Source organism: Rhodonellum psychrophilum GCM71 = DSM 17998, from assembly GCF_000381545.1.
Taxonomy (GTDB): domain Bacteria; phylum Bacteroidota; class Bacteroidia; order Cytophagales; family Cyclobacteriaceae; genus Rhodonellum; species Rhodonellum psychrophilum.
Genome location: NZ_KB906695.1, coordinates 1 through 26,013 on the forward strand (window position 1 = coordinate 1; position 26,013 = coordinate 26,013).

Here is a 26,013-nt window from a genome sequence, read left to right on the forward strand (position 1 = left end):
AAAAGGGAGTAACAAGTTGGCGCTGGCTTTAAGAAATGCTGCAAACACCATTGATAAAACCAAAGATGGGGTGTTGACAAGGTTTTTCAAACGAGTGGCTTATCGCAAAGGAAGGGGAGCTGCCATTACCGCAACTGCCAGAAAGCTGGCAGTAATTATCTGGAACATGATTATAAAAGGAGAAAGATACCAGCCCGGTAATTTAGACCAATACCAAAAAGAAATGAAGGATCGAATGATAGCATCAATTAAAAAAAAGATGCTATCACTGAATATGTCAGCCGATGAGTTAAATGCTGCCCTATCATAAGTTAGATGGAAATATGCTATTATTTCCCAATAGGATTGAAACTGCAAGAAAATCAGACTATTAAGAGAATAAAGGGATAAAACCGATATGATGAAGTTAAAAATAATAAACCAAGACTGATTATTAAGCAATTTTAGACCGGAATGGGATAGGTAATGCCTAAAACCTAACACGGAATAAATAAGAAGGGGATCTCTTTCATTTCCTTTTCAATCTGTTTGGAGTACTCTTTTACCGAGAACCAAAAAGTCCACAAGACAGGACATTCAAAAAATAATCCTGTCTATTTAGGTAGATTTTTTAAAAAGCGACAATGAATTTGCATATTTGCGTTCAGTAAGCCATCTGTTTGTATAGAATGGCATGTTTCATAAAATTAAAATCATAAATGTCTAATCAAAAAATCAAAATAACCCTTCCGGATGGTTCGGAAAGGGAAATGGACAAAGGAGTTTCAGGACTACAAATTGCTCTTGGTATCAGCGAGGGTTTGGCCAGAAACGTATTGGCGGCAAAGGTAAACGGCGAAATATGGGACTCAAACCGTCCGATTGAGCAAGATGCCACCGTTCAATTGCTCACCTGGAATGATAAGGAAGGGAAATCCACTTTTTGGCATTCATCAGCCCACTTGATGGCTGAAGCCTTGGAAGCCCTTTATCCGGGTGTTAAACTTGGTATTGGCCCTTCTATCGAAAACGGGTTTTATTACGATGTTGACTTCGGCGATCGGACTTTCGAAGGCGCCGAATTGGAAACCATTGAGGCCAAAATGATAGAGTTGGCCCGAAACAAAAGCGAATACATACGAAAAGACATCTCTAAAAGCGAAGCCATCGCTTATTTCGAAAACAAGGGAGACGAATATAAATTGGACTTGTTGGAAGGACTTGCCGACGGCACCATTACTTTTTACGAGCAAGGCAACTTTGTTGACCTTTGCCGTGGACCCCACATTCCAAATACGGGATTTATCAAGGCGGTCAAGCTATTGAATATTGCCGGTGCCTATTGGAGAGGGGATGAGAAGAACAAGATGCTCACCCGTATTTATGGCATAACCTTTCCCAAGGCGAAAGAACTTCAGGAATATTTATTTATGCTGGAGGAAGCCAAAAAGAGGGATCACAGAAAGCTCGGACGGGAATTGGAATTGTTTACCTTTTCCGAAAAAGTAGGCATGGGACTTCCATTGTGGTTGCCAAAAGGCACCTTGCTTCGGGAGCGTTTGATCAATTTCATGAAAAAGGCCCAGGACAAATCCGGGTATCAGCAAGTGACCACTCCACATATTGGGCACAAGGCTTTGTATGAAACCTCTGGCCATTATGAAAAATACGGCAAGGATTCATTCCAGCCGATCGCTACTCCAAATGAAGGAGAGGAGTTTTTATTGAAACCAATGAACTGTCCTCACCACTGTGAGATCTACAAATACAAACCAAGATCCTACAAAGATCTACCGATTCGCTATGCTGAATTTGGTACTGTTTATCGATACGAGCAGAGTGGTGAATTACACGGTTTGACCCGTGTACGTGGATTTACGCAGGATGATGCGCATATCTTTTGTATGCCGAATCAGGTTAAGGAAGAATTTATCAAAGTCATCGACCTAGTATTGCATGTCTTTAAGGTGTTGGGATTTAATGATTACACAGCCCAGATATCCTTGAGAGATCCCAATAACAGGGAAAAATACATTGGAGGAGATGAGGCATGGAACAAAGCAGAATCCGCAATTATAGAAGCGGCTGCTGAGAAAGGTCTTGAAACCGTCACAGTCCTGGGAGAAGCAGCTTTTTATGGTCCAAAATTGGATTTCATGGTGAAGGATGCCTTGGGCAGAAGATGGCAGTTGGGTACCATTCAGGTGGATTACCAGTTGCCGGATAGATTCGAGTTGGAATATATCGGAGCAGACAATCAGAAACACAGACCAGTGATGATCCACCGCGCACCATTTGGCTCTTTGGAGAGATTTGTGGCCGTATTGATAGAACATTGTGCAGGGAATTTCCCACTTTGGTTGTCCCCTGATCAAATCACCATTTTGCCGATTTCAGAGAAATTTACCGAATATGCTGAAAAAATCAGGATGTTATTGGATGAAAATGACATCACCGGATTTATCGACAACAGAGATGAAAAGATCGGGAGAAAAATCCGGGATGCGGAAGTTAAAAAGATCCCATTCATGTTGATCGTAGGAGAAAAAGAGCAGGAGGAGGAAAAAGTATCGGTAAGGAAACACATTGACGGTGATTTGGGAAGTTATACTCCTGAGGAATTTGTAAAATATTTCAAGGGACTAATTGCTGATTCACTGAAAAATTAAAAGTAAAAAGGCAGGAGGTTTTTTAAATCTCATAATTATTTCGATATTTGCGTCCTATTTCATTAAATAACCATAAAATATTTTGAGAGGAAGAACACCGTTCAAACCAAGACAAGAAGAGCCTTATAAAGTAAATAACAGAATCAGAGCCAAAGAAGTAAGGGTTGTAGGTGATTTTGTAGAAGGCGGAAACGCCGTTTTACCTTTAGATGAAGCAATTAAAATTGCCCAGGCAAATGAACTTGATCTCGTAGAAATTTCACCAAATGCCGAGCCTCCTGTGTGTAAGGTGATTGATTATGCGAAATTTAAATATGAGCAAAAAAAGAAGCAAAAGGAAATCAAAGCCAATGCTTCCAAGACTGTTTTAAAGGAAATTCGTTTTGGTCCGAATACCGATGATCACGATTTCAATTTTAAACTGAAACATGCCATCAATTTCTTGAAAGAGGGAGCAAAGGTAAAAGCCTATGTTCATTTTGTGGGAAGGAGTATCGTGTTTAAGGAAAGAGGGGAAATGCTATTGCTAAAGTTTGCGCAAGCCCTCGAAGAATACGGCATCGTAGAACAAATGCCAAAAATGGAAGGTAAAAGGATGCATATCTTTATTGCCGCCAAACCAGGGAAAAAATAATTTCAACAAATAATACAGTTATGCCTAAAGTAAAAACAAAATCAAGTGCAAAAAAGCGATTCAAATTGACTGGATCCGGTAAAATCAGAAGGAAGCATGCTTACAAAAGCCACATCCTGACAAAAAAGACAACCAAACAAAAGAGAAATCTTACCCAAATGGGAATGGTTCACGAGTCAGATGAAGGAAGAGTAAAAGCAATGTTGAGAATCTGATCAAACGATTCGTCCATTAAAAATCATCAGTAAGGTTAAATTATTCACCAGATTCATTGGTATAAAGTCCGAAAGGCACCAAGAGTCAAAAATCAGTAAATTATGCCAAGGTCAGTAAACTCCGTCGCGTCTAGAGCTAGAAGGAAAAAAGTATTAAAAGCCACCAAAGGTTACTTCGGAAGAGGTAAAAACGTTTGGACGGTAGCAAAGAACAAATATGAGAAAGGCTTACAGTATGCTTACAGGGACAGAAAAGCGAAGAAAAGAGAATTCAGAGCTTTATGGATCCAACGTATCAACGCCGGTGCCAGAGAACATGGTATTTCATATTCACAATTGATGGGAATGTTGAAAAAAGCAGAAATCGAATTGAACAGAAAAGTTCTAGCCGATCTTGCTATGAATCATCCCGAGGCATTCAAAGCTGTTGTTGAAAAAGTAAAGTAAGAAGGCACTTAACTTACTTGTTAAAAGCCCCTGATAAAGGGGCTTTTTTTTTGTGCATTTTTTTTATGCCAATAGGTTCTCTTTCTTATTTTTCACTATATTACAAAAGATCAAATCAGACCCGAAAGCATATCTCCAATTCCAACTTGGATAATTTCAAAAAATACCTGTGGAATGGGAAGGCGCTCTTTTGCTGGTCAAAGATTTGAATCTAACGTTAACAAATAAATGAAAGTGGTTTTGTCCAATTCAACCGATGGTTCTCTGAATCATTGTCCATCAAAAAAATAAAGGCATAAAAAAAGCCTCTCACATGGAGAAGCTTTTAATGTAGCGAGGACGGGAGTTGAACCCGTGACCTCAGGGTTATGAATCCTGCGCTCTAACCAACTGAGCTACCTCGCCAAATCGGAATGCAAATATGCAGGGTTAAGGACTAAAATGCAAGTCTTACGCGTTAAAAAAAGCATTATTTACAAATCAATTAAAATTAAAATGGTTAAGAATAAATTTGTTTCTGATTATCAGATAAATACTTCAAGGAAAATAATTTTCCCGTACCTGAGTACAGCGAGTGGTTTATCGGAATGGTTTGCAGATGACGTGAAGATCAATGAGGATAAAAATTATATTTTCAATTACGATGGAGAGGATCACTATGCCAGAATCGTGGCGCTGAGAACCAATATCCATATCAAGTTTGATTTCTATGATCCAAAAAACCCTGATGAGACCGATCATTCTTTCATAGAATTCCGACTTGATGAAAATGAACTTACCCAAACCTTGTTTTTGAAGGTCGTTGATTATAGCGATACTTATGATGATGACGAGCAAGAATCGATTTGGGAAAGCCTTATCGGTTCATTAAAAGAGATAATTGGAGGTTAGTTTTATGAAGTGTTCCTGTTTTTGGAATATTATCATGACCTTTGACGTTCTTAACAAAAAGAAAAAGAGCCTCGGGGTTTCATGAAAAAACTTGATAAATTAATACTAGGGTCCTTTTTAGGTCCCTTTTTATTGACTTTTATTGTTGTGGATTTTATTCTGCTCACCGTGAATATGCTGAAATACTTTGACGAAATCTTCGGCAAAGGTTTGGCCTTCTCGGTGTACATGGAGCTTATTGGCTACTTTGTCATCAGTATATCTCCTATGGCTTTGCCCTTGGCGGTATTGCTTTCTTCCTTGATGACTTTTGGGAATCTGGGGGAGCATTTTGAGCTCACGGCGATCAAGAGCAGTGGCATTTCCCTGCTGAGGGCATTGAGACCCATTGGGATTTTTGTGTTTTTCCTGGCCATCGGCGCTTATTTATCCAACAATTATCTGGTGCCAAAAGTGAACCTCAAGACCTTTGGACTCCTGTACGACATCCGGATGAAATCTCCGGCATTGGACATCAAGGAAGGAGTATTTTATAATGGTATCCCAAATTATAGCATCAAAGTCAATAGGAAATTGGACGAAGTCAGGTTGCAGGATGTCATTATCTATGACCATTCAGAGGGACAGGGCAATATCGGCATCATACTGGCAGATTCCGGTCGTATGGAACCGTTTTTCAATGACAGTTATATGAGTCTTACCCTTTACCATGGGTATAACTATAAAGAATCTAGGGGACAACGGGGGATAATGGAAAAACCCGTGGATTTCAGTCGAACCAAATTTTCCGAAAACCAGATAATTTTCAATTTGGAGTCTTTTCAGTTGAACCGGACCCCGGAGGACCTCTGGTCTACCAATCGGTCCATCAAGAATATAGCGGGATTGCGAATGGGCCTAGATTCCCTGGCAAGTGAAATCAATCAAATCACCTATCTCAACTACCTCAATACGGAATCTTCCTATCCCTATTTCGCAAGGGAAAGGAAACTAACTCCCCCAAAAGATATTTCTGAAAGGAAAAGAACAGACGATTCCATCCGAGCCCTAAAAACGCTTGAGCAGGAGAGACGAGACCGTGAGTTGACAAGGAGAAAAGATAGTATCACTGTCAATGGATCGGGGGCTCTTGACTCCTTGGCTATTTCCGTGATGTCCGAAACCCAGGATCAGGCTTTGGCATCCCTTGATTCTGACCTTTCACAGCGTTCCGATGGTGGATTCGATCCAAATGCGCTGATTGAAAAAAGGAAGAAATTGATGGATGATGTTCAGGATCCTGCCGCGTCCGACTCGGGAAATGATTCCAGCTTGGCCAAACCTACTTTTCCCGTACAGGTTCAAAAGGAAATTCCCCAAAGAGTGTTTTCCCCTGAAAAGAAGGCGTGGATGGATTCAATGATAGTTGCGGGTAATTACAAAACCCGTGCAGCCACAGTGGCACTGAACAATGCCAGAACGCTCAAAAATAATTTCAGCAACAAACTTTCACAAATAGATAATCTGGAAAGGGAATACAGAAGATACCAAATCGCATGGTATCAAAAGTATACTTCTGCATTTGCCTGTATCGTCATGTTCATGATTGGGGCACCATTGGGAGCGATCATCAAGAAAGGGGGATTGGGTATGCCTGTTCTTATTTCCATTATTTTCTTTATTGTTTATTACATGCTTACCATCACGGGGGAAAAGTGGGTGAAGGAGGGGTTGACGGATCCATTTTTAGGTACGGCCTTTTCAAATTTGATGCTTTTGCCTTTCGGGCTTTTCTTCCTGAGACAGGCACGAAAAGACGCTCGGTTGTTTGAGCCAGAAACCTACACGGAAGGGGTGAAAAAACTCATCAATTGGTTTAAGTCAAAGTTTTCCTAAAACGAAAACTGGTTTTTATATTCAAAATAATAGGCTTATATTTGTGTTTGTTTTACAAAATTAATTAACTAAGCATGTATTTAACATCAGAGAAAAAAACGGAGTTGTTTAAAAATCATGGCAGGTTAAAAGCTGATACGGACACAGGTTCTCCTGAATCCCAAATCGCACTATTCACTTATAGGATTCAGCATTTAACAAACCATTTGAAAACCAACAAAAAAGACCACTCTTCAAGATTGGGTCTTTTGAAACTTGTAGGTAAGAGAAGAAGTCTTTTGAATTATCTTATCAAGAATGATATTGAAAGATATAGAGCTGTGCTTGCTGACCTAGGAATACGTAAATAATTGACATTGTGAGGTTCTCTTTCGGGAGGACCTTACTTTTTTGCTTTCACCAAAGATTAAACCTTACTTTTAAATCTATTATAGTCTAGAGTAATTCTTAAAAAAACTTTATGTTACCAAATGTTATTTCAAAATCTATAATCCTTAAGGATGGTAGAGAGATTATTATTGAGACAGGTGCATTGGCCAAACAGGCTGATGGTGCAGTAGTGGTAAGAATGGGCAATACGATGCTCTTGGCCACTGCAATGTCAAAAAAAGAAGCTGGTGAAGGCGTTGATTTTCTCCCGATGTCAGTGGATTACCAAGAGAAATTTGCTGCTTCAGGCAAAATCCCAGGGGGATTTCTGAAAAGAGAGGGCAGATTGTCCGACTACGAGATTTTGATAAGCCGAATGGTCGATAGGGCCATCAGACCAATTTTCCCGGATGATTACCACGCTGACACCCAAATAGCGATCACCTTGATGTCTTCTGACTCCGAAGTTTTGCCTGATTGTTTGGCTGGATTGGCTGCATCAGCTGCATTGGCAGTTTCTGATATCCCATTCAATGGACCTATTTCAGAAGTAAGAGTTGCCAAAATTGATGGTGAATTCATGATCAATCCGACTCCTAAACAATTGGAAAAAGCAACATGTGAATTCATCGTTGCCGGATCACTTGATTTTATCTTGATGGTAGAGGGTGAGTCCAATGAAATTTCTGAGGACGAAATGGTAGATGCGATCGCATTTGGCCATGAAGAAATCAAGAGACATTGTCAAGTTCAATTGGAATTGACCAAGGCAGTAGGAAAAGAAATCAAAAGAGAATACAACCACGAGAAATCAGATCCTCAATTGTTTGAAAAAATGAGGGCTGAATTATACGAAAAGTGTTACGAAGTTGTCGCAAGGCAGATTCCAAACAAAAACGAAAGAAGCGCATTGATCAAAGCCATCAAGGAAGGATTTGTCCAGAGTTTGGGCGAAGACCATGGATTTGAAGCCAGCTTGATCAGCCCATATTTCGCCAAAATCCACAAGGAAGCGGCCAGAAATCTTACGCTGAATGAAAAGAAAAGACTAGATGGTAGAAGAACGGACGAAATCAGACCAATCTGGTCTGCTGTTGACTATCTTCCATCCGCGCATGGATCTGCCGTGTTTACAAGAGGTGAAACCCAGTCCGTCACTACCTGTACTTTGGGTACAAAAATGGACGAACAAATGGTGGATGGAGCTGTTTTTTCAGGATATAATAAATTCTATCTTCATTACAATTTCCCTGGATTCTCTACTGGAGAAGTAAAAATCAACAGGGGAGTAGGAAGAAGAGAGGTGGGTCATGGTAATCTTGCGATGCGTGCTTTGAAAAAAGTATTGCCTCCATTGGATGAAAATCCATACACGATCAGGATTGTTTCGGATATTTTGGAATCAAACGGTTCTTCTTCCATGGCAACTGTCTGTGCTGGATCTTTGGCATTGATGGATGCGGGAGTAAAAATCACCGCACCAGTTACTGGAATTGCGATGGGAATGATTTCCGACTCCAAAACAGGGAAATATTCAATCCTATCCGATATTTTGGGTGATGAAGATCATCTGGGAGATATGGATTTCAAAATCACAGGAACAGAAAAAGGAATCACTGCCTGTCAAATGGATTTGAAAGTTGAAGGTTTGGATTATAATGTATTGAAAGAGGCATTGTACCAAGCGAGAGAGGGAAGACTTCATATTCTTAGAGAAATTGAAAAAACCCTTGCTTCCCCAAGACCGGAATTGAAACCGCATACGCCAAGATCGTTTATGTTGACCATTCCTAAGGAATTGATTGGCGCGGTAATTGGACCAGGCGGTAAAGTCATCCAGGAAATCCAAAAAGACACCGGAGCGACCATCATCATTGAAGAAAAAGACAATGCTGGCCGTATCAGTATCTTCTCTAATAACCAAACATCCATGGATGCAGCGGTTGGAAGGATCAAGAGCATTGTCTCTCAACCTGAAATTGGAGAAACTTATACCGGCAAAGTGAAAAACATCATGCCTTTTGGTGCATTTGTTGAATTTATGCCAGGTAAAGATGGTTTATTGCATATATCCGAAATCAAATGGGAGAGATTGGAAAATATGGAAGGTGTTTTGGAACCAGGAGAAGAGATCATGGTTAAACTTATCGATGTAGATAAGAAAACTGGGAAATTTAAACTTTCTAGAAAAGTCTTGTTGCCCAAACCAGAAAAAACCGAAAGGAACGATTAAGGATTTGATGAATATTTTCATTAGTGAACTTAATTGAAAACCAATTCTGTTATACCAATAGTCTTAACCGCAAAATAAAATTTCTTGAATGAGGCAGCTAAAGATTAGCAAACAGATTACCAACAGGGAGAGCCAATCCCTGGATAAATATTTACAGGAGATAGGCAAAGTGGATCTTCTTACGGCAGATGAAGAGGTAGTTCTTGCAAAAAGAATAAGGGAAGGGGATCAACTCGCTCTTGAAAAGCTTACCAAAGCCAATTTAAGATTCGTAGTGTCTGTTGCCAAACAATACCAAAACCAAGGACTTTCTTTGGGTGATTTGATCAACGAGGGTAATCTTGGTTTGATCAAAGCCGCGCAAAGATTTGACGAAACCCGTGGTTTCAAATTCATCTCCTATGCAGTTTGGTGGATTAGACAATCTATTCTTCAGGCCTTAGCTGAGCAGTCAAGAATAGTACGTCTTCCTTTGAACAGGGTAGGCTCTTTGAATAAAATCAGCAAAACTTTTAGTGAGCTTGAGCAAAAATTCGAGAGAGAACCCTCTCCTGAAGAACTTGCCGAGGTCTTGGAAGTTACCGCTGCTGAGGTTGTGGATACCATGAAAATCTCGGGTAGACACGTTTCTATGGATGCCCCATTCGTTCAAGGTGAAGAAAACAGTCTTTTGGATGTTTTGGAGAATGATGGCGAAGAAAAACCGGATGATGGATTGATGAATGATTCCCTTAGGAAGGAAGTTCAAAGAGCCTTATCTACTTTGACCCAAAGAGAGGCGGATGTAATCACCCTTTATTTTGGTTTGAATGGAGAGCATTCCATGACACTCGAAGAAATCGGTGAAAAATTCAATCTTACAAGGGAACGAGTAAGGCAGATCAAAGAAAAGGCTATCAGGAGGTTAAGACATACTTCAAGAAGTAAAACTTTAAAGCCATATTTAGGATAAACGTCCTTCATAAGGGTTATGAAAAAAGGGGGATATTCCCCCTTTTTTTGTTATAAATCAGAACTAAAATATAACTTTAAATTTTAGGGAATTTTAACAACCATAAACTTTGTTGTAAACTTTAATTTCTTAAAATTTGCCCACCCAAAAATTCAATTGAAATGTCCCCTGAAATAGAAAAAGTAAAGGTTTTAATTATCGGATCTGGTCCGGCTGGTTATACAGCCGCAATTTATGCTGCAAGGGCAGGACTGAATCCAGTTTTATACACTGGCCCACAGCCCGGAGGTCAATTGACCATCACCAACGATGTGGAAAATTATCCCGGGTACCCAAATGGTGTGATGGGCCCCCAAATGATGGAAGATTTTAGGTCGCAGGCCGAAAGATTCGATACAAGGGTTAGATATGGTATGGTTACCAAAGTTGATTTTTCAGAAAGGCCTTTTCAGGTCATTGTTGATGAACAAATAGAGATCCAGGCCGAAACCGTTATCATTTCTACCGGAGCATCCGCAAAATGGTTGGGACTGGAAAGTGAAACAAGGCTCAATGGAAAAGGGGTTTCAGCTTGTGCTGTATGTGATGGGTTTTTCTTCAAAGGTCAGGAAGTAGCCATTGTTGGTGCAGGAGATACCGCATGCGAAGAAGCCACCTATCTTGCCAATATTTGCAGCAAGGTATATATGCTGATCAGGCGCAGTGAAATGAGGGCTTCTCAAATCATGCAAAAAAGAGTGTTGAAAAATCCGAAAATCGTTGTTCTTTGGAATACCGAAACTGAGGAGATTTTGGGTGAAGAGGAAGTTGAGGGAGTGCGCATTGTCAATACGGTTACGAATGAGAAACAGGATCTAAAAGTATCAGGTTTTTTTGTGGCCATTGGACATGAGCCCAACACTGCGGTTTTCAAGGATTTCATCACGATGGATGAATCTGGATATATCAAAACAATCCCTGGAAGCACCAAAACAAATATTGAGGGTGTTTTTGCTTGTGGTGATGCCCAAGATCACATTTACCGTCAAGCTGTAACCGCAGCAGGAACCGGCTGTATGGCTGCTCTTGATTCTGAAAGATATCTTGCAGAAATCGAAATGGCTTAATATTTTCAGATGAGTTTAAAAATTATCCGCATTTTAATGGTTTTATTTTTGAGCATTGGTTCGTTTTCGAGCCATGCTCAAAATTTTCCCAAGATCATCAAAAAGCCAAAAACACAAAGTTCATCCACAAATAATCCCTTAAAAAGAGACATTAGACTTTTTGATTCCCAAAAATATTTACAGAACCTTACTCGACAAACAGATTCCTTGCTTTATAAGGATTATGTGGATTTGAGAAAGAGGATGAGCATCGTCGCTGAAGACACTTTGTCCTTGGTTTGGGCGCCCACAAACCAACTCGTGCAGGTTTCTGAACAAGTATTGATTGACAGCATTTGGGTTACCGCTTTCGAGTATTACTCCTCTTGGGATAGTAAAAAAATAAATATCTACGATTTCAATCCTAAAGATTTTAAAGATACTGTCAACATCAAATTGTATGACCAGTTTTTTGGAGCAAATTGGAACCTGCCTTTGGAAAGCACAAAGATTACCTCTGAATTTGGATTCAGAAGGTACAGATGGCACCATGGAACCGATCTAAAACTGAACACTGGTGACCCAATTTTCAGCACTTTTGATGGGATTGTCAGGATCAAATCCTATGACAGGAATGGATATGGCTATTATGTGGTAGTAAGGCATAAAAATGGTTTGGAAACACTTTATGGCCATATGTCAAAGATTTTAGTGGAGATAGGCCAAGAGGTCAAATCTGGAGAAATTTTGGGCCTTGGTGGCAGTACGGGTCGAAGCTCCGGTCCCCATCTCCATTATGAAATTCGTTTTCAGGGTTTATCCATCAACCCTACCGAAGTTTTCGATTTCAATGGAGGAAGAATCAAGTCCGAGCTTTACAGCATAACCGCCTCAAGTTTCGATCATGTCATAAAACCGAATACGCAAGAGGCTGTATACCACCGTGTGAAAAGCGGCGAGAATCTGAGCTTGATTGCCAAGAAATATGGCGTTAGGGTCAGTACCTTGACAAGCATGAATAACATAACCACAAGAAGTGTTTTGAGGGTTGGTCAAAGAATAAAAGTAAGGTAGCATCATGGTACCAGGATTTTTTGTGGTATTCACCAAAAGTATTGAATGATAATATATGAAACTTGATATTCTAGTTGTTGCAGCCCATCCAGACGATGCGGAGCTCGGTTGTTCTGGAACCATTGCTGCCCATGTTGCCAAAGGCTATAAAGTTGGTATTTTGGATCTAACCAAAGGAGAACTTGGCACTCGGGGAACTCCTGAAATCCGAATATTGGAATCTGATATGGCAGCAACCATCTTAGGGCTTTCCGCAAGGGAAAATTTGGCTTTTCAAGATGTTTTTTTCAATGATGATGCTGCCCATCAACTTGAAATCATTAAGGCAATTAGAAAGTATCAACCCGAAATAGTGCTGGCAAATGCAGTATCCGATAGACATCCAGACCATGGAAAAGGAAGTGTATTGACTTCCAATGCATGTTTTATGAGTGGCTTGAGAAAAATAGAAACAACGCATGATGGCCAATTTCAACCTGCTTGGAGACCGAAATTCGTTTACCACTACATTCAAAACAATTACATCAAACCTGATTTCGTATTCGATATCACTCCTTTTTGGGAAAAAAAGGTGGAAAGTATAGTGGCTTTCAAATCCCAATTCTTTGATCCAAGCAATGCCGAACCAGCGAGTTTTATTTCCTCACCGGATTTTCTGGATTTCATTGAGGCACGAGCCAGGGAATTTGGACACAGCATCAACGTCAAATTCGGGGAAGGTTTTACAGTCGAAAAAATGATCGGGGTCGACAATCTTTTCGATCTAAAATAAACTTAATTGCAATCCTTGGGAGAAATCAAGGCGCTAACCTTTTTTTCTCCCAATGGCCATTCGCTGTTTGGGTATACAGGATGCGATCATGTAACCTGCTTGGCCTTCCTTGCCAGAACTCTACTTCACTGACATCGATTCTAAATCCACCCCAATGCATTGGCCTTTTGATCGTATCAGGATCAAATTTTTCCCTTAGAGCCACATCCCTTTTTTCAAGAAATTCACGATCCTCGATCGCCTCGCTTTGAGGAGAAACCCATGCCCCGATTTGGCTTGAAAAGGGCCTTGAAAAAAAATATTCATCAGATTCTTCTCCTTTGATTTTCGACACTTTGCCCATTATTCGCACTTGTCTTTCCAGCTCGGCCCAAAAAAAAGTGACAGATACGTAGGGATTTTTTTCCAATTCAATACCTTTGGTACTTGAGTAATTGGTAAAAAAAACCAATCCTGAATCTACCCCTTTTAACAAGACTATTCTGGAGTTTGGACGGCCATCCTCTTTGACCGTTGCCAAATTCATTGCATTGACTTCCAGTACCTTTGCCTGAATAGCCTCATTCAGCCATATTTTGAACTGTTCGATGGGTGAGGGCAATACATCATTTAAATCCAATGATTTAAGTGAATAATCAATCCGAATATCTGATATTTTCATTTTTTATAAAATTTGTATTTAAAATTACTATTCTTATTGCAATTAAAAAATTTAGATTTAAATTAAACTTCAGTAAAAAAGATGGATTTTTTATGAAAGAGAATTCTAAAACAGTACCTCAACCAGGGCATCTTTTAATTTCAGAACCTTTTTTACAAGATGAGAATTTTGTAAGATCTGTTGTATTGATTTGTGAAAACAATGAAAGTGGAGCATTTGGATTGGTACTCAACAAAGTTTCCATTTTGAAGCTGAACGAACTGATTGATGAGCTTGACTTTTTAAATACAGAGGTTTATGTTGGAGGCCCCGTAGAACAAAACACACTTCATTTTATTTATTCTGGGCAAAAACTTCTAGACGGAAGTGTCAGTCTTGGCGAGAATATGTGGTGGGGTGGAAGTTTTGAGCAACTTATTCTCAAACTCAACGCTTCGGAAATAGACCTGGAGGATATTCGATTTTTCATTGGATATTCAGGATGGTCAGTAGGACAGCTGGAAAGTGAATTGGAGGAAAAAACTTGGATAGTTTGTGAAAAATCAGAAACTGAAAGTATTTTTAAATCCTCTCCTGAAGAATTATGGCGCGTTATTTTAAAGAAAATGGGAGGAGAATATCAGGTTTTGGCAAATTATCCCATTGACCCAAGATTAAATTAAATCAAATTCGTTACTTTTGTTTTGATAGCTTTCTAAAAAGTTCTGATTTAAAATTATGAATACAGATAAAGAAATGTCTGAAGAAGACAAGGTGACCCAAGCCATTGATGAAAATCAGGCCCATGGTATTGAAGTAACAGATGATGTTTCTACTCCATCCGAGGAAGAGAGTAGCCCAAATGAAGGGGGGGAAGAAGCGGTTGATTATTCACATTTTTCGAAAAGTGAACTGATACAGGCCATTAAAGAACTTGCAGTTTCGGAGAATATAGGAAAGGTTGATTCCCAAATCAATGAAATCAAAACCAGTTTTGATGATTTTTTCAACAAGGAAAAAGAAGAGGCTCTTCAGGATTTTGTATCCAATGGAGGTGACGCCGCTGATTTTGAATATAAGCCAACCGATGAGGACAAAGATTTTTTAGCTGCCTACCATCAATTTAGGGAACGGAAAGCTTCCCATTATAAGGAGATGGAGAAACAAAAGGAAAAAAATCTGTATGCCAAAAATAAAATCCTTGATACCTTAAGGGACTTGGTAGATGGGGAAGAAACCACCCATAGCATCACGACCATTAAAGATATCCAAGAAGAATGGAAAAAGATCGGGCCAGTACCCAATGCACAAAACAGAAATCTCTGGGCATCTTTCAATGCTTTGATGGATCGGTTTTATGATAACAGAAGTATTTATTTTGAGCTTAAAGAACTCGATCGGAAGAAAAACCTTGAATTAAAAACCGAAATCTGTGAAAAAGCGGAAGCGCTCGTCAATCACGAAGAATTGAGAGACGCAATCAAGACGCTAAACGATCTTCATGAGGAATACAAGCATGTAGGCCCTGTTCCAAGAGAAGAACAGGAAAATCTGTGGCAAAGATTCAAGGCAGCTTCAGATGCTATTTATGCAAAAAGAAAAGAGTTTTATGAGGGACAAAAGGAAGTGTTCAAAGACAACCTCAAGTTCAAGGAAACTTTAATTGAGAAATTAGAAGCCTATAAGGATTTTAACGGTGGCAAAATCAAGGATTGGAATGCCAAAACGAAAGAGGTATTAGCAGTACAGAAAGAGTGGGAAATCGCCGGATCTGTCCCAAAGGATATCGGAAAAGACGTTAATAAACGTTTCTGGGGTCTGTTCAAACAATTTTTCCATAACAAGAACCAATTCTTCAAAGAACTGGATGATATCCGATTGGTCAATAGGCAAAAAGCTGAGGAGCTGATTGAAAAAGCAGAATCCTTCAAAGACAGTGAGGATTGGCAGACCGCGGCCAATAAATTGATAGCCCTCCAACAAGAATGGAGAAAATTGGGTCCAACACCAGAAAAAGTCAGAAATGATCTTTATACGCGCTTTAAAGCTGCCTGTGATGCGTTCTTTGAGAACAGAAGAAATGCAAATAAACAGGTGAATAGAGAATTTGAGCAAAACCTTGAAGAAAAAGAAGTTATCATCTCCAAAATAGCTGAAGAAGCCAAAGGTAAGACTGTATCCATTGAGAGTCTTGAAAAGATGATACTTGAGTTCAATACAATCGGCTTTGTGCCGAGGAAGAACATGAAGGAAGTCCTAGTCAAATTCAATGAAGCCATAGATACTTATGTCAGTGCGATGGGAGTTGCGGGAATCGATAGGGAGGAATTTTTGTTCAGGTTAAATTTGAACAAGCTTCAGTCGGATCCTAATAGCGACAGGGTGCTGAATAAAAAGGAGCATGGAATCAGGAAACAAATTTCTGATCTTGAAAATAATGTTACCCTTTGGAAAAATAATCTCGAGTTTTTTGCTTCCTCCAAGACAGCAGACAAGCTCAGAGATCAGTTTGATGAGAAAATTATTAAGGCTGAAACCGAAATTGAGAAGCTTAAGAAAAAGCTTTCCATTATTCGTGAATTTTAAAGTACTCAATTATAGAGAGATAAATTTATCTCTCTATTTTTTTTCAAAATCCCTTTGGCAGTTAATCTTAAGGTTCTATATTTGCATTGTCATAAGGGCAAACTCTGAGACAAAAACAAATTAAGAATAGGCCTCTTTAGCTCAGCTGGTAGAGCAACTGACTTGTAATCAGTAGGTCGCTGGTTCGATCCCGGCAAGGGGCTCTTGATTATCAAACACTTAGGAAGAAATTCCTAAGTGTTTTTTTTTGTCCGACACTTTCCGCCAATTTTTAACTCAAAGTAAAATCTGATTATTTGGAGAATTCCAAGAATACAGATTTTGATCCGTTATCCCGATTGCTTTTATTTTCTGGAAAGCAAAGTAAAAGGAAGCATCAGCAGGGATCTGATAAAATCAAATGACAAATCAACCGCAAATCCCAAAAGTCTAAAGGGGATCAAAATCAGCCAAACCAATGGATATAGGACCAATGCAATGATGGCAATGGGCCAACACAAAATCAAAAGGATAAACCAAAGAAGAAAACTCGTCATAACAAGGCACGTTTTTCGATTAAATTTACAATTTCTGTTCCAATAGCCAAAAACCCACTACAGGTACGCCATCGGTGGTACAGGTTTTTGTCCTGTACCAAAACAGGTCAATTTATCGTCCATAAGCGGACATAATGGGGGCTTTTTCACAATTTCAGGTTTGGGTTCATCAACCTGATTTTCACCCTCACGGATTTCGAAGAAGGGGTATGGCTAGAATGGGCCATAAGGCCAATGGGAACCAATGGATTTGCTTCTGGGAAATAAGTGGCCAAACATCCCTTTGGAAGATCGTAAGGAACCACGGAAAAACCTTCCACGATTCTTTCTTGATTTTCGTAATTGTTAAACAAAGTAATTTTATCTCCCTTTTTAAGGTTGTTTCGGGCTGCATCCTCACCATTCATAAAGACAACCATTCTTCCATTGAAAACACCGCGATAGCGGTCATCCAAACCATATATAGTCGTGTTGAACTGGTCGTGGCTGCGGGTGGTCATCATGATGAATTCCTCGGCCTCTAGGGGATTGTCCATCATTTGGTTGATGGTGAAATTGGCCTTCTTGTTGGATGTATTGAATTCTCCGATTCTGGATGCATTCGGCAATTCAAATCCCAATGGCTTCTTAATGCGTTCGTTGAAGTTTTCAAAGCCATCAATGGTCTTTTCGATCAAATCTCGAATATTCCCATAATCCTCGATGAGAAAATCCCAATCAACTTTGTCCTGATCCAATGTTGCTTTTGCAATGTTTGCCACGATGACGGGTTCACTTTCTACAAATTCAGAAGGAGCGGGAAATATTCCCTGGGTGGAATGAACAATCCCCATGGAGTTTTCCACGGTAACAAATTGTGATTTCCCATTTTTGATGTATTTGTCTGTTCTTCCCATGGATGGGAGGATCAAGGCTGTCTTCCCATGTGTCAAATGGGAACGATTCAATTTTGTTGAAATATGGACAGTCAAATTACATTTCCGCAGTGCTTCCGCCGTGAAATGTGTATCAGGAGCAGCAGCTGAAAAATTCCCTCCCATTCCGACAAAAACCTTGACTTTTTCTTCGTGCATTGCTTTGATGGTATCTACTACCGAATACCCATCCTCTCGGGGAGGAGAAAAGCCAAAATTCTCACTGATCTTATCCAACAGTTCCTTTGAAGGTCTTTCAGCAATGCCCATAGTCCTGTCACCTTGCACATTGCTATGCCCGCGGACAGGACAGGTTCCAGCACCTTCTTTTCCAATGCTTCCTTTCATCAATAGCAGATTGACCAACTCCTGAATATTGTCCACTCCATTGACGTGCTGCGTCAATCCCATTCCCCAACAGGCAATGATTTTGGTTCGCTTGGCAATCAAGTCTGTCAAGGCATCAATTTCGGCTTCCTCGAGGCCCGTTCTTTTCATCAATACAGAAAGATCTTGGGAAAGAAGCATATTTTTGAAAGCCTCAAATCCAGCGGTTTTTTCGCTAATAAATCTGTTGTCCAAAATGGAAGGTTCTTTTTCCGCTATTTTCAATAATTTAAACATGACCGCTTTTAGCAAGGCCACATCCTCATTGATCCGCACCTGTAAATAAAAATCGGAAATCTCCACACCTCCACCAAGCATGCCCTGGACCGTTTGCGGATTTTTGAAATGGACCAGACCAACTTCTTTCATCGGGTTAATGGAGACGATCTTTGCGCCCTTTTTTTTCGCTTTTTCCAAGGAGGTTAACATCCGCGGATGATTTGTCGCTGGATTTTGACCGAAAACCAAGATCAATTCCGCCTTTTCAAAATCTTCTAAAGTCACAGAACCTTTCGTCGAGCCCAAGGTTCTGGAAAGGGCGACACCGCTGGATTCGTGGCACATATTGGAGCAATCGGGAAGATTATTCGTCCCAAACATGCGGGCAAAAAGTTGATAAAGAAATGCGGCTTCATTGCTTGTTCTTCCCGAAGTGTAGAAAGCAGCTTCATTAGGGTGACTCAATCCCTTCAATTCCTCTCCAATGCATGCATTGGCTTCATTCCAAGAAATAGGAAGATAATGGCTTTCCCCAGGTCTAAGCACCATGGGGTGTGTCAAACGGCCTTGCTGACCCAACCAATAATCGCTCTTGGCCCGTAGATCATCAATGGAATGGGTTGCAAAAAAAGAGGGACCGGCAACTTGCTCCATGGCTTCTTCAGCAATGGCTTTTACCCCGTTTTCACAATATTCGCCTAATTTGGATCGGTTTTTTGGATCTGGCCAAGCGCAACCAGGACAATCCACGCCTTCCTTTTGGTTCAATTTATAGAGAACCTTGATGGCCTTGCTTTTTGGCATGACCTGAAAGATGTTTTTCATGGCGATGAAAACCGCTTTTATACCCGCCACACTTTTAGGTGGACTTTCAATCCTCAAATCTTTATTCTCAGTCATAATTGTAGAAGAACATCCATTAACTAAAAATAACACTTATTTAGAGTTAGCGAAATTAAAATTTTAAAGGTATAAGTAATTCTTTGGGATGGGTCCTCGAAGATGGGCTATTTTAACCTTCATCATAGCATTCCAATAAGATATGAAAAAAATAATGGCATTTAGGTTGGATGTTTTTATCTGAATCGTGGTCAATTCCCCTCCAGAAAAAGCTTGATTGATATCTTTCAATTATTAATTGATGCACTCCAAAAAGATCTGATCTTTTTGCAAAAGGAGCGTTGGATTGGTGCTACTTCAATTTGGCTATAATGGATCAATTTGATGGTGGTTTTTTATGCCCTGCAGCGTCAAGATACCGCCCAAAAATTCTATAATCGATGCCAATCCCATTAAAGAATTTAATTCAACAGGATTCCTTTTGCCAGGCCAACCAAATAGCTTTTTGGTACCATGCCTGGCAAACATAAAGCCCCCAACTTTGAATTGGGTCTTTGAGACCAGGTAGGATCAGTTAAGGTTTGATTTTTTATCCAGAATGGATGTTTTGATTGAAATTTACTCCCTGTCATTAAAATCATGCTTTCCATAGAAGTTTTAGGAAATCCCAAAAAAGCTTTTTGCCAAAAATGTTTTAGTTCTATTTCCTTAGAATTGATTAATTCAAAGGAAATCTTGTGATTATTCATTTCAAATTTGAGTTGAAATAAAAAAACATTGAAATTGAACGTAATTATTGGTATAATCGATTGTATTGTTTTTTTTATTACCAGATAGCATGCATATTTGCTTTGTCATCCCACATCCAATCTTTTGTTTTATTATCCTGAAAAAAAGAAAAATATGTTCACTGTTTTTTTGATTTTTTGGTCATTGGTGCTGCAAGCCTTACCACAACAATCACTTCCTGATAGTCTTAAGAATTCCATTGTGGAAACAGAAAATGACTCTATTAAGGCAGTCCTTTTTCTTGACCTGAGCAAGCATTATTATTCCTTTGAGCAAGATAGCGCCATCTATTTTGCGAATCAATCGATCATTTATTCAGAAAAGTTAGGTTTAAAAAAACACCACGCAAGTGCGTTGAATGTCATTGGTGTAAGTAACCTGATCAAATCTGAATATGAATCTGCTTTGAAAGCCCATTTCGGAGCATTGACAATCAGGGAAAATATCGATGATTCCGTTGGAATGCTTGAATCCAATTTGAACTTGGGAAATATCTATTACCGGTCGGGTGAAATCGAAAAAGCCGAAAAAATGTATCAGAAGGCTTTGGTTTTTGGATTGAAAACCAACAATCAAAGAGGCTTGGCATTGATCTACAATAATCTGGGAAGCTATCACAGAGACAAATGGAGAGGGAATTCCAAGGGCGAAGATTTTGATCTGGCAATGGATTATCTCCAAAAAGCCTTGGAAATCAAAGAGTCAATGAAGGACGATAGAGGAATGATCAACAGCATCAACCAGTTGTCAGAATTGTATTTGGAATCGGGAGACAGTAAGACCGGGATTAAAATGTTGAATCGAGCACTTGAGCTCATTGAAAACCAAAATGATGTAGAGAGTAAGATTTCTGTGCTGTGCCAAATTTCTGATTTTCATAGAGCAGACAAAAATTATAAAAAGGCCATGGACTATGCGGAACAAGCCTTTGCGATTGCCCAAAGCATCAAATCAAGATTCCAAATCACCCATACTGCAGGAAGAATTTCAACCATCGCCTTGGCTCAAAATGACTTTAAGAAGGCCTACGAATATCTTGTCATCCAAAAAACAAATGACGATGCTTTTTTTAGTGAAAATAGGCAGAAGGTTAGGGAGGAACTTACCATTCAATATGAGAGTGAAAAAAAGGAGTTGGAAAACCAGGGTTTGATTCAAGAACAGGAATTTTCAAGACTCTCCCTACAACGAAAAAATGAATTGTTAATTATCATCATCATCGCCGTTTTGTTAATGGCAGTTCTGCTTTTGGGACAGATAAAAAATTACAAAAAACTTAAATTTGCCCATCATAAATTAAGGAAATCTCTGGAATTGGTCAAAAAGCAACATCTTCAAATTCAATCTCAAACAGAACATCTCAATGAAACCAACCTGGCCTTAAGTAAAGCCAATATATTCAGGGATAAATTATTTTCCATTATTTCCCATGACCTCCGTGGACCTTTTTCCAATATTCACAGCACAATAGAATTGTGGAATTTCGAAATGCTTTCCCATCAAGAATTGGAGGAAATGATGAAGTTGATTTCAAGAGATACCAATGCGGCATCCCTTATGTTGGAAAATCTATTGGTCTGGGCAAGAACGCAGATGGGATCGAATGTGGTTCAAATGAAGGAATTCAACCTAAACAAGCTGATAGAAACCAATATTGAATTTTTCAATGTTCAGCTTGCAAGAAAAAACCAGGAGTTGGTTAATAAAATACCAATTGATCAGCGAGTGATTTCGGACAAAGATAGGTTGAATTTCATTATCAGAAACATTGTCATGAACGCGATAAAATTCACACCGGTAGGAGGGAAGATATACATAGAGATTTTGGATAGAAACGATGGTGAAATCATCATAAGAGATACCGGAATGGGGATGAATGAGAGCAAAGTTGCAAAAATATTTGGCAACAAGAACCAATCTACAAAGGGGACGGATGGCGAAACCGGGACAGGAATCGGATTGATGCTTTGTAAAGATTTTGCGGATAGTATCAATGCCGAACTGGAGGTGGAAAGCACGGTGAATTTGGGAACCAGTTTTATCATCAAACTAAACAATGCCAATATCCCAATTGACCAGATCAGTTGATCTCAAAATAAGCCAAGTCTAAATAGGAGCAATGATTACCCATGATGAAAGGGGTACCTTACTGGACTCACAATAAGTTTTCTTTATTTTTACTGCCAAAGATTCAAATCCTCGAAACTAAAAAAATATCCAAAAACTTTTTTACCGTATTATGCATCGGCAATTCTATTCCAGACTGAAATTACGCGTTAATCCGTCAGGGGTTTACGTTTTTTTACTTCATCCAAACGGTAACTACACTCCATTCTCCGAACATTCTGATTTCCTTTCAAACCCAAATCTCATTGGAAAAAGGGATGCACATTTCGAGTAAAAAAAATCAATGATTTCAAGACATGACTTCCGGAGCCATTAACCGAGCGAATTTTTCGTGAATGGCCAATATTTCTTCGTACATCATTTTTTGATAGGCCAATTGTTCCTCTTCTGAAAGGGGTTTTGGGGGATTATGAATATGGTATTTCCGGTGATAACCATTAGCATCGGAATGCTCATATCCCACCACTTCTATGATATCCTTGTCCCATATTTTCAATTCTTCTTTCAGGTTGGTATAATCCAAGCCTTCATTCTGTAGCTGTTTTTCAATTCCCATGATTTCTTCCCGCAAATCGAGCGATTTTTGGTGAAAGACATTCGCCTCTTTCAAAATTTCACTAGGCTCCTGATTTTTGGTGCCGCAGGAAACAAGTTGAAATAGGATGAGAAAAAAAACCGAAAGATGTATTTTAGTTTGCATGGATTTATCGTTTAATTATGCTTTAAAGATAAAAAAAGGCATCTTAAAATGAATGTATTTTAAGATGCCTTTTGAATTTTTTAATTCAAAACCAATGGAAATACAATATCCAAATCCGTCTCGCCACCTGCCTGGATAAAATTCTCAAAGCTGGGGTTATTTGCTCCCGGAAAGCTTTTGTTCAAATCATGTCTTAAAACCAATCTGAATGTAGCATTGTTGAATCCTGGGTTTTGTGCCACTGCAACGAAACCTTTCAATCCAACCAATTCACTTCCTTCGTCAGCATAGGTATAAGTCAGAGGCGCAGAACCTACAAATGCTGTCCCAAGGAAATAAAATTGATGTTCGTCTGCTTCCTCTTTGATCTCTTTGGTGATGTCCTCATTTTCTATGCTATTGAACAATTCAATTTCTAACATGTACCGCTTTCCCTTGATCAAAGTGATGGTTTCAATTGTTGGTGTTGTGCCCAAACCCAATCCTTGGTTATCGATTGCTTTGACATTGAATGGCGTTCCGATGGCTTCGCCAGCAGGATTTACCTCTGTGAACTTCAGTGTGACATCGGTGATGAGTTCCTCTTCATTTTCCTCTTCGGGATCTTCACTCGTACACGAGCTGTACAGGAATACAAATGATAATAAGACCATGGCCAAAAATCCTTTGTTGATCATTTTCATTGTTGTGTTCATTTTTATTTTGGTTAAAATATTAAAATTCATAATTGAGTTTGAGTAAGAAATTCCTTCCAATATCGTGGGTGAAATATCTAAAGCGATTCATATAATCTTTATACGAGGTATTGAATATGTTTTTTGCTTGAAAGCCAAGATTAAGTGTTTTGTCAGAAATCTTAAAAGAGGTTTGAAAGGCCGCGTTCCAAAGGAAATATCCGGGAGGAGCGGGGGCCAGGTCAAAGTCAGGAACCCTAGTTTGTTTTGCGACCATTAGGTTGCCAAGGGTGAATTTTGTATTGGAAACCCCATCCTTTGTTGGCATATTTAAAATTATTCCCGTTTCCAAACGATCTGAGGAAATGAAAGGGAGGAAATTATTTTCTTTTATGTTCTTTGCCCGGACAATGGACCCCTTCGAATACAATTCCAAGACAGGCGTAAGCGTGTAGTTGACTGAAAGATCACCGCCCCAGAGGTTTGCGTCGGTCTGCAAATATTCAAAAATCGCAAAGGACCCTCTCAGGGATACAAACTGCTCTTGGCTTGGACTTAAATAAATATAATTATTGATCCGATTGGCAAATCCCGTTAATTCCATACGGAGATTATTGTCGACGAAATTCAAGGTGTTTACCCATTTATAAGACTGTTCGCTGACAAAATCCGGATTGCCGATCTCGATTGCAGCCAACCCATGATGAAGCCCCTGACTGAATTGTTCATTGATATTGGGTGGTCTCCAAGCAGACCCAAGGTTCGAATTGAAAGTGAGTGAACGGCTTAGGGCATATACCCCACCCAAGAATGCAGAGAAATTTTGGAACTCAAATTCACGGTCATCCAATTCACCATTTTGGATTCTTGCACTTTTTACTTGTCTAAAATCGTACCTCAAACCTCCTTCTATCTCCAAGGGACCGCTTGTATACTTCTCTATGACAAAGATACCGACATTCTTCATGTCATAATTGGGGATCAAAGGCACTACGCCTGTACCGGGGACATTTGAATTTGCCTGTTGAATCAAATTCAATCCCACAGATCCATTCCATTTTTTCCGAGTCATGTGCGTGAAGCTGATATCCAATGTATTGGAAAAAAGCTCCAAGTCCAGAGATGCCCTCTCGTTCAATTCACCCCGTCTTCGGTCAAACTCCCTTCTGTGGTTTCTTTGAAATCCATATTGCAGGTTCAATTTACTTCCATTGCCAAGGTGGTAATGGGATTTGAGTTTTAACAATTGGTGATCTACTTGCTGTTTGGGATTTCCGATTTGGTAGGTGAATTCTGAGTCCCGAAAAGGTCTTCCATTTTCAATGATACCATTGAGATCTGATAAATTGCCTGTGTGTGCATCACTTAGAATCCCGAGGCTGGTCTGGAAATGGCTAAAGTACAGTTCCGTCCCCAATTTATTGTTGCTATATCCTAGGGCTCCCGAAAAATTCAACTCACGCACACCGGTATTGTCTTGATAGTAATCAGGAGATTGGATATTCCCTGCCATTTTGGATGAACTTTGAACTCTATAACCCAATCCTTGCCATTTTTTGGATCCTCCCGATATCGTGACGGAAGTATTGACCATTCGTCCATTGGATGCTCCTACTAGGTCTAGTTCTCCAGCAAATCCGGCTTTTGTAGGTATGGGCGCAGGGCTGATCAGGATCACACCCCCCATGGCTTCTGGTCCAAAACGGACTGTTTCCGCCCCTTTAACGACTGCAATCTCTTTGGCAATAAAAGCATCTATTTCAGGAGCATGTTCGGTACCCCATTGTTGGCCTTCCAATCGGATTCCGTTGTTCAGAATCATGATCCGGTTGCTGTGCAAACCCTGAATGACGGGTTTGGAAATATTGGCACCTGTACTGTATGAACTTACTCCTGGGATTCTGCCAAGGGTTTCGCCAAGGGTTTCTCCTCTTGCAATACGCAATTCTGCTCCACGGATACTGGAAACAGATGAAGTGGTGATGACGGCGTCCTGGTGTCCATGGATGTCCACACCTTCTAAGGTGATGTCTTCTGCATCCAACCTGAACGTGAAATTGGAATTTGAAGTAACCACAATGCTTTCTTTATAATCGCTGTGTCCAAGGTATTGGACGGAAACAGTGTAATTGCCTGTGCAGAGGTTGAGAATCCTGAAATTACCGTTATAATCACTTATTGCTCCACGGTCTATCTCCTTTATCCAAATATAAGCGCCTTCAATGGGTTCATTGTTTTCGGCATGGATGACCTTTCCCCGAATCGTCAAGACACAATCTTCTTGCGCTACAGTGAGGCCAGTGTACCAAAAGGCAATGAATAATATTCCCAGGATCTTATTTATCATATTTGTAACAGAGTTGCAAAAATAAGGGATCCATCTTGTTTATGCTATTTCTTTTGCAA

Annotated in this window: 22 protein-coding genes, 2 tRNA genes and 1 pseudogene; 17 read left to right on the forward strand and 8 right to left on the reverse strand. The window is 39.7% G+C overall.

What is annotated here, in order from left to right; genetic code table 11:
- From F824_RS27775 to rplT, 5 genes and pseudogenes are all read left to right on the forward strand, one after another.
- Positions 1-310 (forward strand): annotated as a pseudogene (locus F824_RS27775) (IS110 family transposase); the annotation flags it as partial.
- 388 nt (positions 311-698) lie between these two features.
- Positions 699-2,648 carry a threonine--tRNA ligase gene (gene thrS / locus F824_RS0122690; RefSeq protein WP_019600239.1) on the forward strand — a complete coding sequence of 650 codons (1,950 nt, stop codon included), beginning with the start codon at positions 699-701 and terminating at the stop codon, positions 2,646-2,648.
- 82 nt (positions 2,649-2,730) lie between these two features.
- The gene (gene infC, locus F824_RS0122695; RefSeq protein ID WP_019600240.1) at positions 2,731-3,282 is read left to right on the forward strand and encodes a translation initiation factor IF-3; all 552 of its coding nucleotides are present in this window, start codon (positions 2,731-2,733) and stop codon (positions 3,280-3,282) included.
- 20 nt (positions 3,283-3,302) lie between these two features.
- Complete coding sequence (gene rpmI, locus F824_RS0122700) at positions 3,303-3,497, forward strand: 50S ribosomal protein L35 (RefSeq protein ID WP_019600241.1); 195 nt, start codon at positions 3,303-3,305, stop codon at positions 3,495-3,497.
- A gap of 102 nt (positions 3,498-3,599) precedes the next feature.
- Positions 3,600-3,944 carry a 50S ribosomal protein L20 gene (gene rplT / locus F824_RS0122705; RefSeq protein ID WP_019600242.1) on the forward strand — a complete coding sequence of 115 codons (345 nt, stop codon included), beginning with the start codon at positions 3,600-3,602 and terminating at the stop codon, positions 3,942-3,944.
- Between the two features lie 331 nt (positions 3,945-4,275).
- Here rplT and F824_RS0122710 read toward each other — a convergent pair.
- Positions 4,276-4,349, reverse strand: a tRNA-Met gene (locus tag F824_RS0122710).
- Positions 4,350-4,439: 90 nt separating this feature from the next.
- On the opposite strand from F824_RS0122710, the gene F824_RS0122715 reads away from it, so the two are divergent.
- The 8 genes from F824_RS0122715 (at position 4,440) to bshB1 (ending at position 13,195) form a co-directional block, all read left to right on the forward strand.
- On the forward strand, positions 4,440-4,835 hold the full coding sequence (locus F824_RS0122715) for an START-like domain-containing protein (protein WP_019600243.1): 396 nt from the start codon (positions 4,440-4,442) through the stop codon (positions 4,833-4,835).
- Between the two features lie 81 nt (positions 4,836-4,916).
- Positions 4,917-6,710, forward strand: a complete 1,794-nt coding sequence (locus F824_RS0122720; protein WP_026333874.1) for an LptF/LptG family permease — start codon at positions 4,917-4,919, stop codon at positions 6,708-6,710.
- Between the two features lie 74 nt (positions 6,711-6,784).
- Positions 6,785-7,060: a 30S ribosomal protein S15 gene (gene rpsO / locus F824_RS0122725; RefSeq protein ID WP_019600245.1), complete on the forward strand. Its 276-nt coding sequence runs from the start codon at positions 6,785-6,787 to the stop codon at positions 7,058-7,060.
- 110 nt (positions 7,061-7,170) lie between these two features.
- On the forward strand, positions 7,171-9,312 hold the full coding sequence (pnp, locus tag F824_RS0122730; RefSeq protein ID WP_019600246.1) for a polyribonucleotide nucleotidyltransferase: 2,142 nt from the start codon (positions 7,171-7,173) through the stop codon (positions 9,310-9,312).
- Between the two features lie 88 nt (positions 9,313-9,400).
- Positions 9,401-10,264: a sigma-70 family RNA polymerase sigma factor gene (locus tag F824_RS0122735; RefSeq protein WP_019600247.1), complete on the forward strand. Its 864-nt coding sequence runs from the start codon at positions 9,401-9,403 to the stop codon at positions 10,262-10,264.
- A 161-nt stretch (positions 10,265-10,425) separates the two neighbouring features.
- Positions 10,426-11,370, forward strand: coding sequence for a thioredoxin-disulfide reductase (gene trxB, locus F824_RS0122740; protein WP_019600248.1), 945 nt, complete (start codon positions 10,426-10,428; stop codon positions 11,368-11,370).
- Between the two features lie 9 nt (positions 11,371-11,379).
- Positions 11,380-12,423, forward strand: a complete 1,044-nt coding sequence (locus F824_RS0122745) for a peptidoglycan DD-metalloendopeptidase family protein (protein ID WP_026333875.1) — start codon at positions 11,380-11,382, stop codon at positions 12,421-12,423.
- 55 nt (positions 12,424-12,478) lie between these two features.
- Positions 12,479-13,195 (forward strand): bacillithiol biosynthesis deacetylase BshB1, encoded by a 717-nt coding sequence (gene bshB1 / locus F824_RS0122750; protein ID WP_019600250.1) that lies wholly within the window; start codon positions 12,479-12,481, stop codon positions 13,193-13,195.
- Between the two features lie 25 nt (positions 13,196-13,220).
- Here the strand turns inward: bshB1 and pdxH are convergent, their stop codons facing one another.
- Entirely contained in the window at positions 13,221-13,856 is a 636-nt protein-coding gene (pdxH, locus tag F824_RS0122755; protein WP_019600251.1) for a pyridoxamine 5'-phosphate oxidase, read from the reverse strand.
- 92 nt (positions 13,857-13,948) lie between these two features.
- On the opposite strand from pdxH, the gene F824_RS0122760 reads away from it, so the two are divergent.
- The 3 genes from F824_RS0122760 to F824_RS0122770 all read left to right on the forward strand — a co-directional run bounded on the left by F824_RS0122760 (position 13,949) and on the right by F824_RS0122770 (position 16,624).
- Complete coding sequence (locus F824_RS0122760; protein WP_019600252.1) at positions 13,949-14,518, forward strand: YqgE/AlgH family protein; 570 nt, start codon at positions 13,949-13,951, stop codon at positions 14,516-14,518.
- 55 nt (positions 14,519-14,573) lie between these two features.
- Complete coding sequence (locus F824_RS0122765; protein WP_019600253.1) at positions 14,574-16,421, forward strand: DUF349 domain-containing protein; 1,848 nt, start codon at positions 14,574-14,576, stop codon at positions 16,419-16,421.
- A gap of 130 nt (positions 16,422-16,551) precedes the next feature.
- Positions 16,552-16,624: transfer RNA gene (locus F824_RS0122770), tRNA-Thr, on the forward strand.
- A 141-nt stretch (positions 16,625-16,765) separates the two neighbouring features.
- On the opposite strand, the gene F824_RS0122775 is transcribed toward F824_RS0122770, so the two are convergent.
- The 3 genes from F824_RS0122775 to F824_RS0122790 form a co-directional block, all read right to left on the reverse strand.
- Complete coding sequence (locus F824_RS0122775) at positions 16,766-16,957, reverse strand: hypothetical protein (protein WP_019600254.1); 192 nt, start codon at positions 16,955-16,957, stop codon at positions 16,766-16,768.
- 146 nt (positions 16,958-17,103) lie between these two features.
- A complete protein-coding gene (locus tag F824_RS0122780) occupies positions 17,104-19,377 on the reverse strand; it encodes an FdhF/YdeP family oxidoreductase (protein ID WP_019600255.1) in 2,274 nt (757 codons plus the stop codon).
- Between the two features lie 401 nt (positions 19,378-19,778).
- Positions 19,779-20,066 (reverse strand): hypothetical protein, encoded by a 288-nt coding sequence (locus F824_RS0122790; RefSeq protein ID WP_019600257.1) that lies wholly within the window; start codon positions 20,064-20,066, stop codon positions 19,779-19,781.
- A 154-nt stretch (positions 20,067-20,220) separates the two neighbouring features.
- Between F824_RS0122790 and F824_RS0122795 the strand changes: the two genes are divergently transcribed.
- On the forward strand, positions 20,221-22,194 hold the full coding sequence (locus F824_RS0122795) for a tetratricopeptide repeat-containing sensor histidine kinase (protein ID WP_139189914.1): 1,974 nt from the start codon (positions 20,221-20,223) through the stop codon (positions 22,192-22,194).
- Between the two features lie 328 nt (positions 22,195-22,522).
- Here F824_RS0122795 and F824_RS0122800 read toward each other — a convergent pair whose 3' ends face one another.
- From F824_RS0122800 to F824_RS0122810, 3 genes are all read right to left on the reverse strand, one after another.
- Positions 22,523-22,933, reverse strand: a complete 411-nt coding sequence (locus F824_RS0122800) for a hypothetical protein (protein ID WP_019600259.1) — start codon at positions 22,931-22,933, stop codon at positions 22,523-22,525.
- A gap of 80 nt (positions 22,934-23,013) precedes the next feature.
- On the reverse strand, positions 23,014-23,628 hold the full coding sequence (locus F824_RS0122805) for a hypothetical protein (protein ID WP_026333876.1): 615 nt from the start codon (positions 23,626-23,628) through the stop codon (positions 23,014-23,016).
- 19 nt (positions 23,629-23,647) lie between these two features.
- Complete coding sequence (locus tag F824_RS0122810) at positions 23,648-25,954, reverse strand: TonB-dependent receptor (RefSeq protein ID WP_019600261.1); 2,307 nt, start codon at positions 25,952-25,954, stop codon at positions 23,648-23,650.
- Between the last annotated feature and the right edge of the window lie 59 nt (positions 25,955-26,013).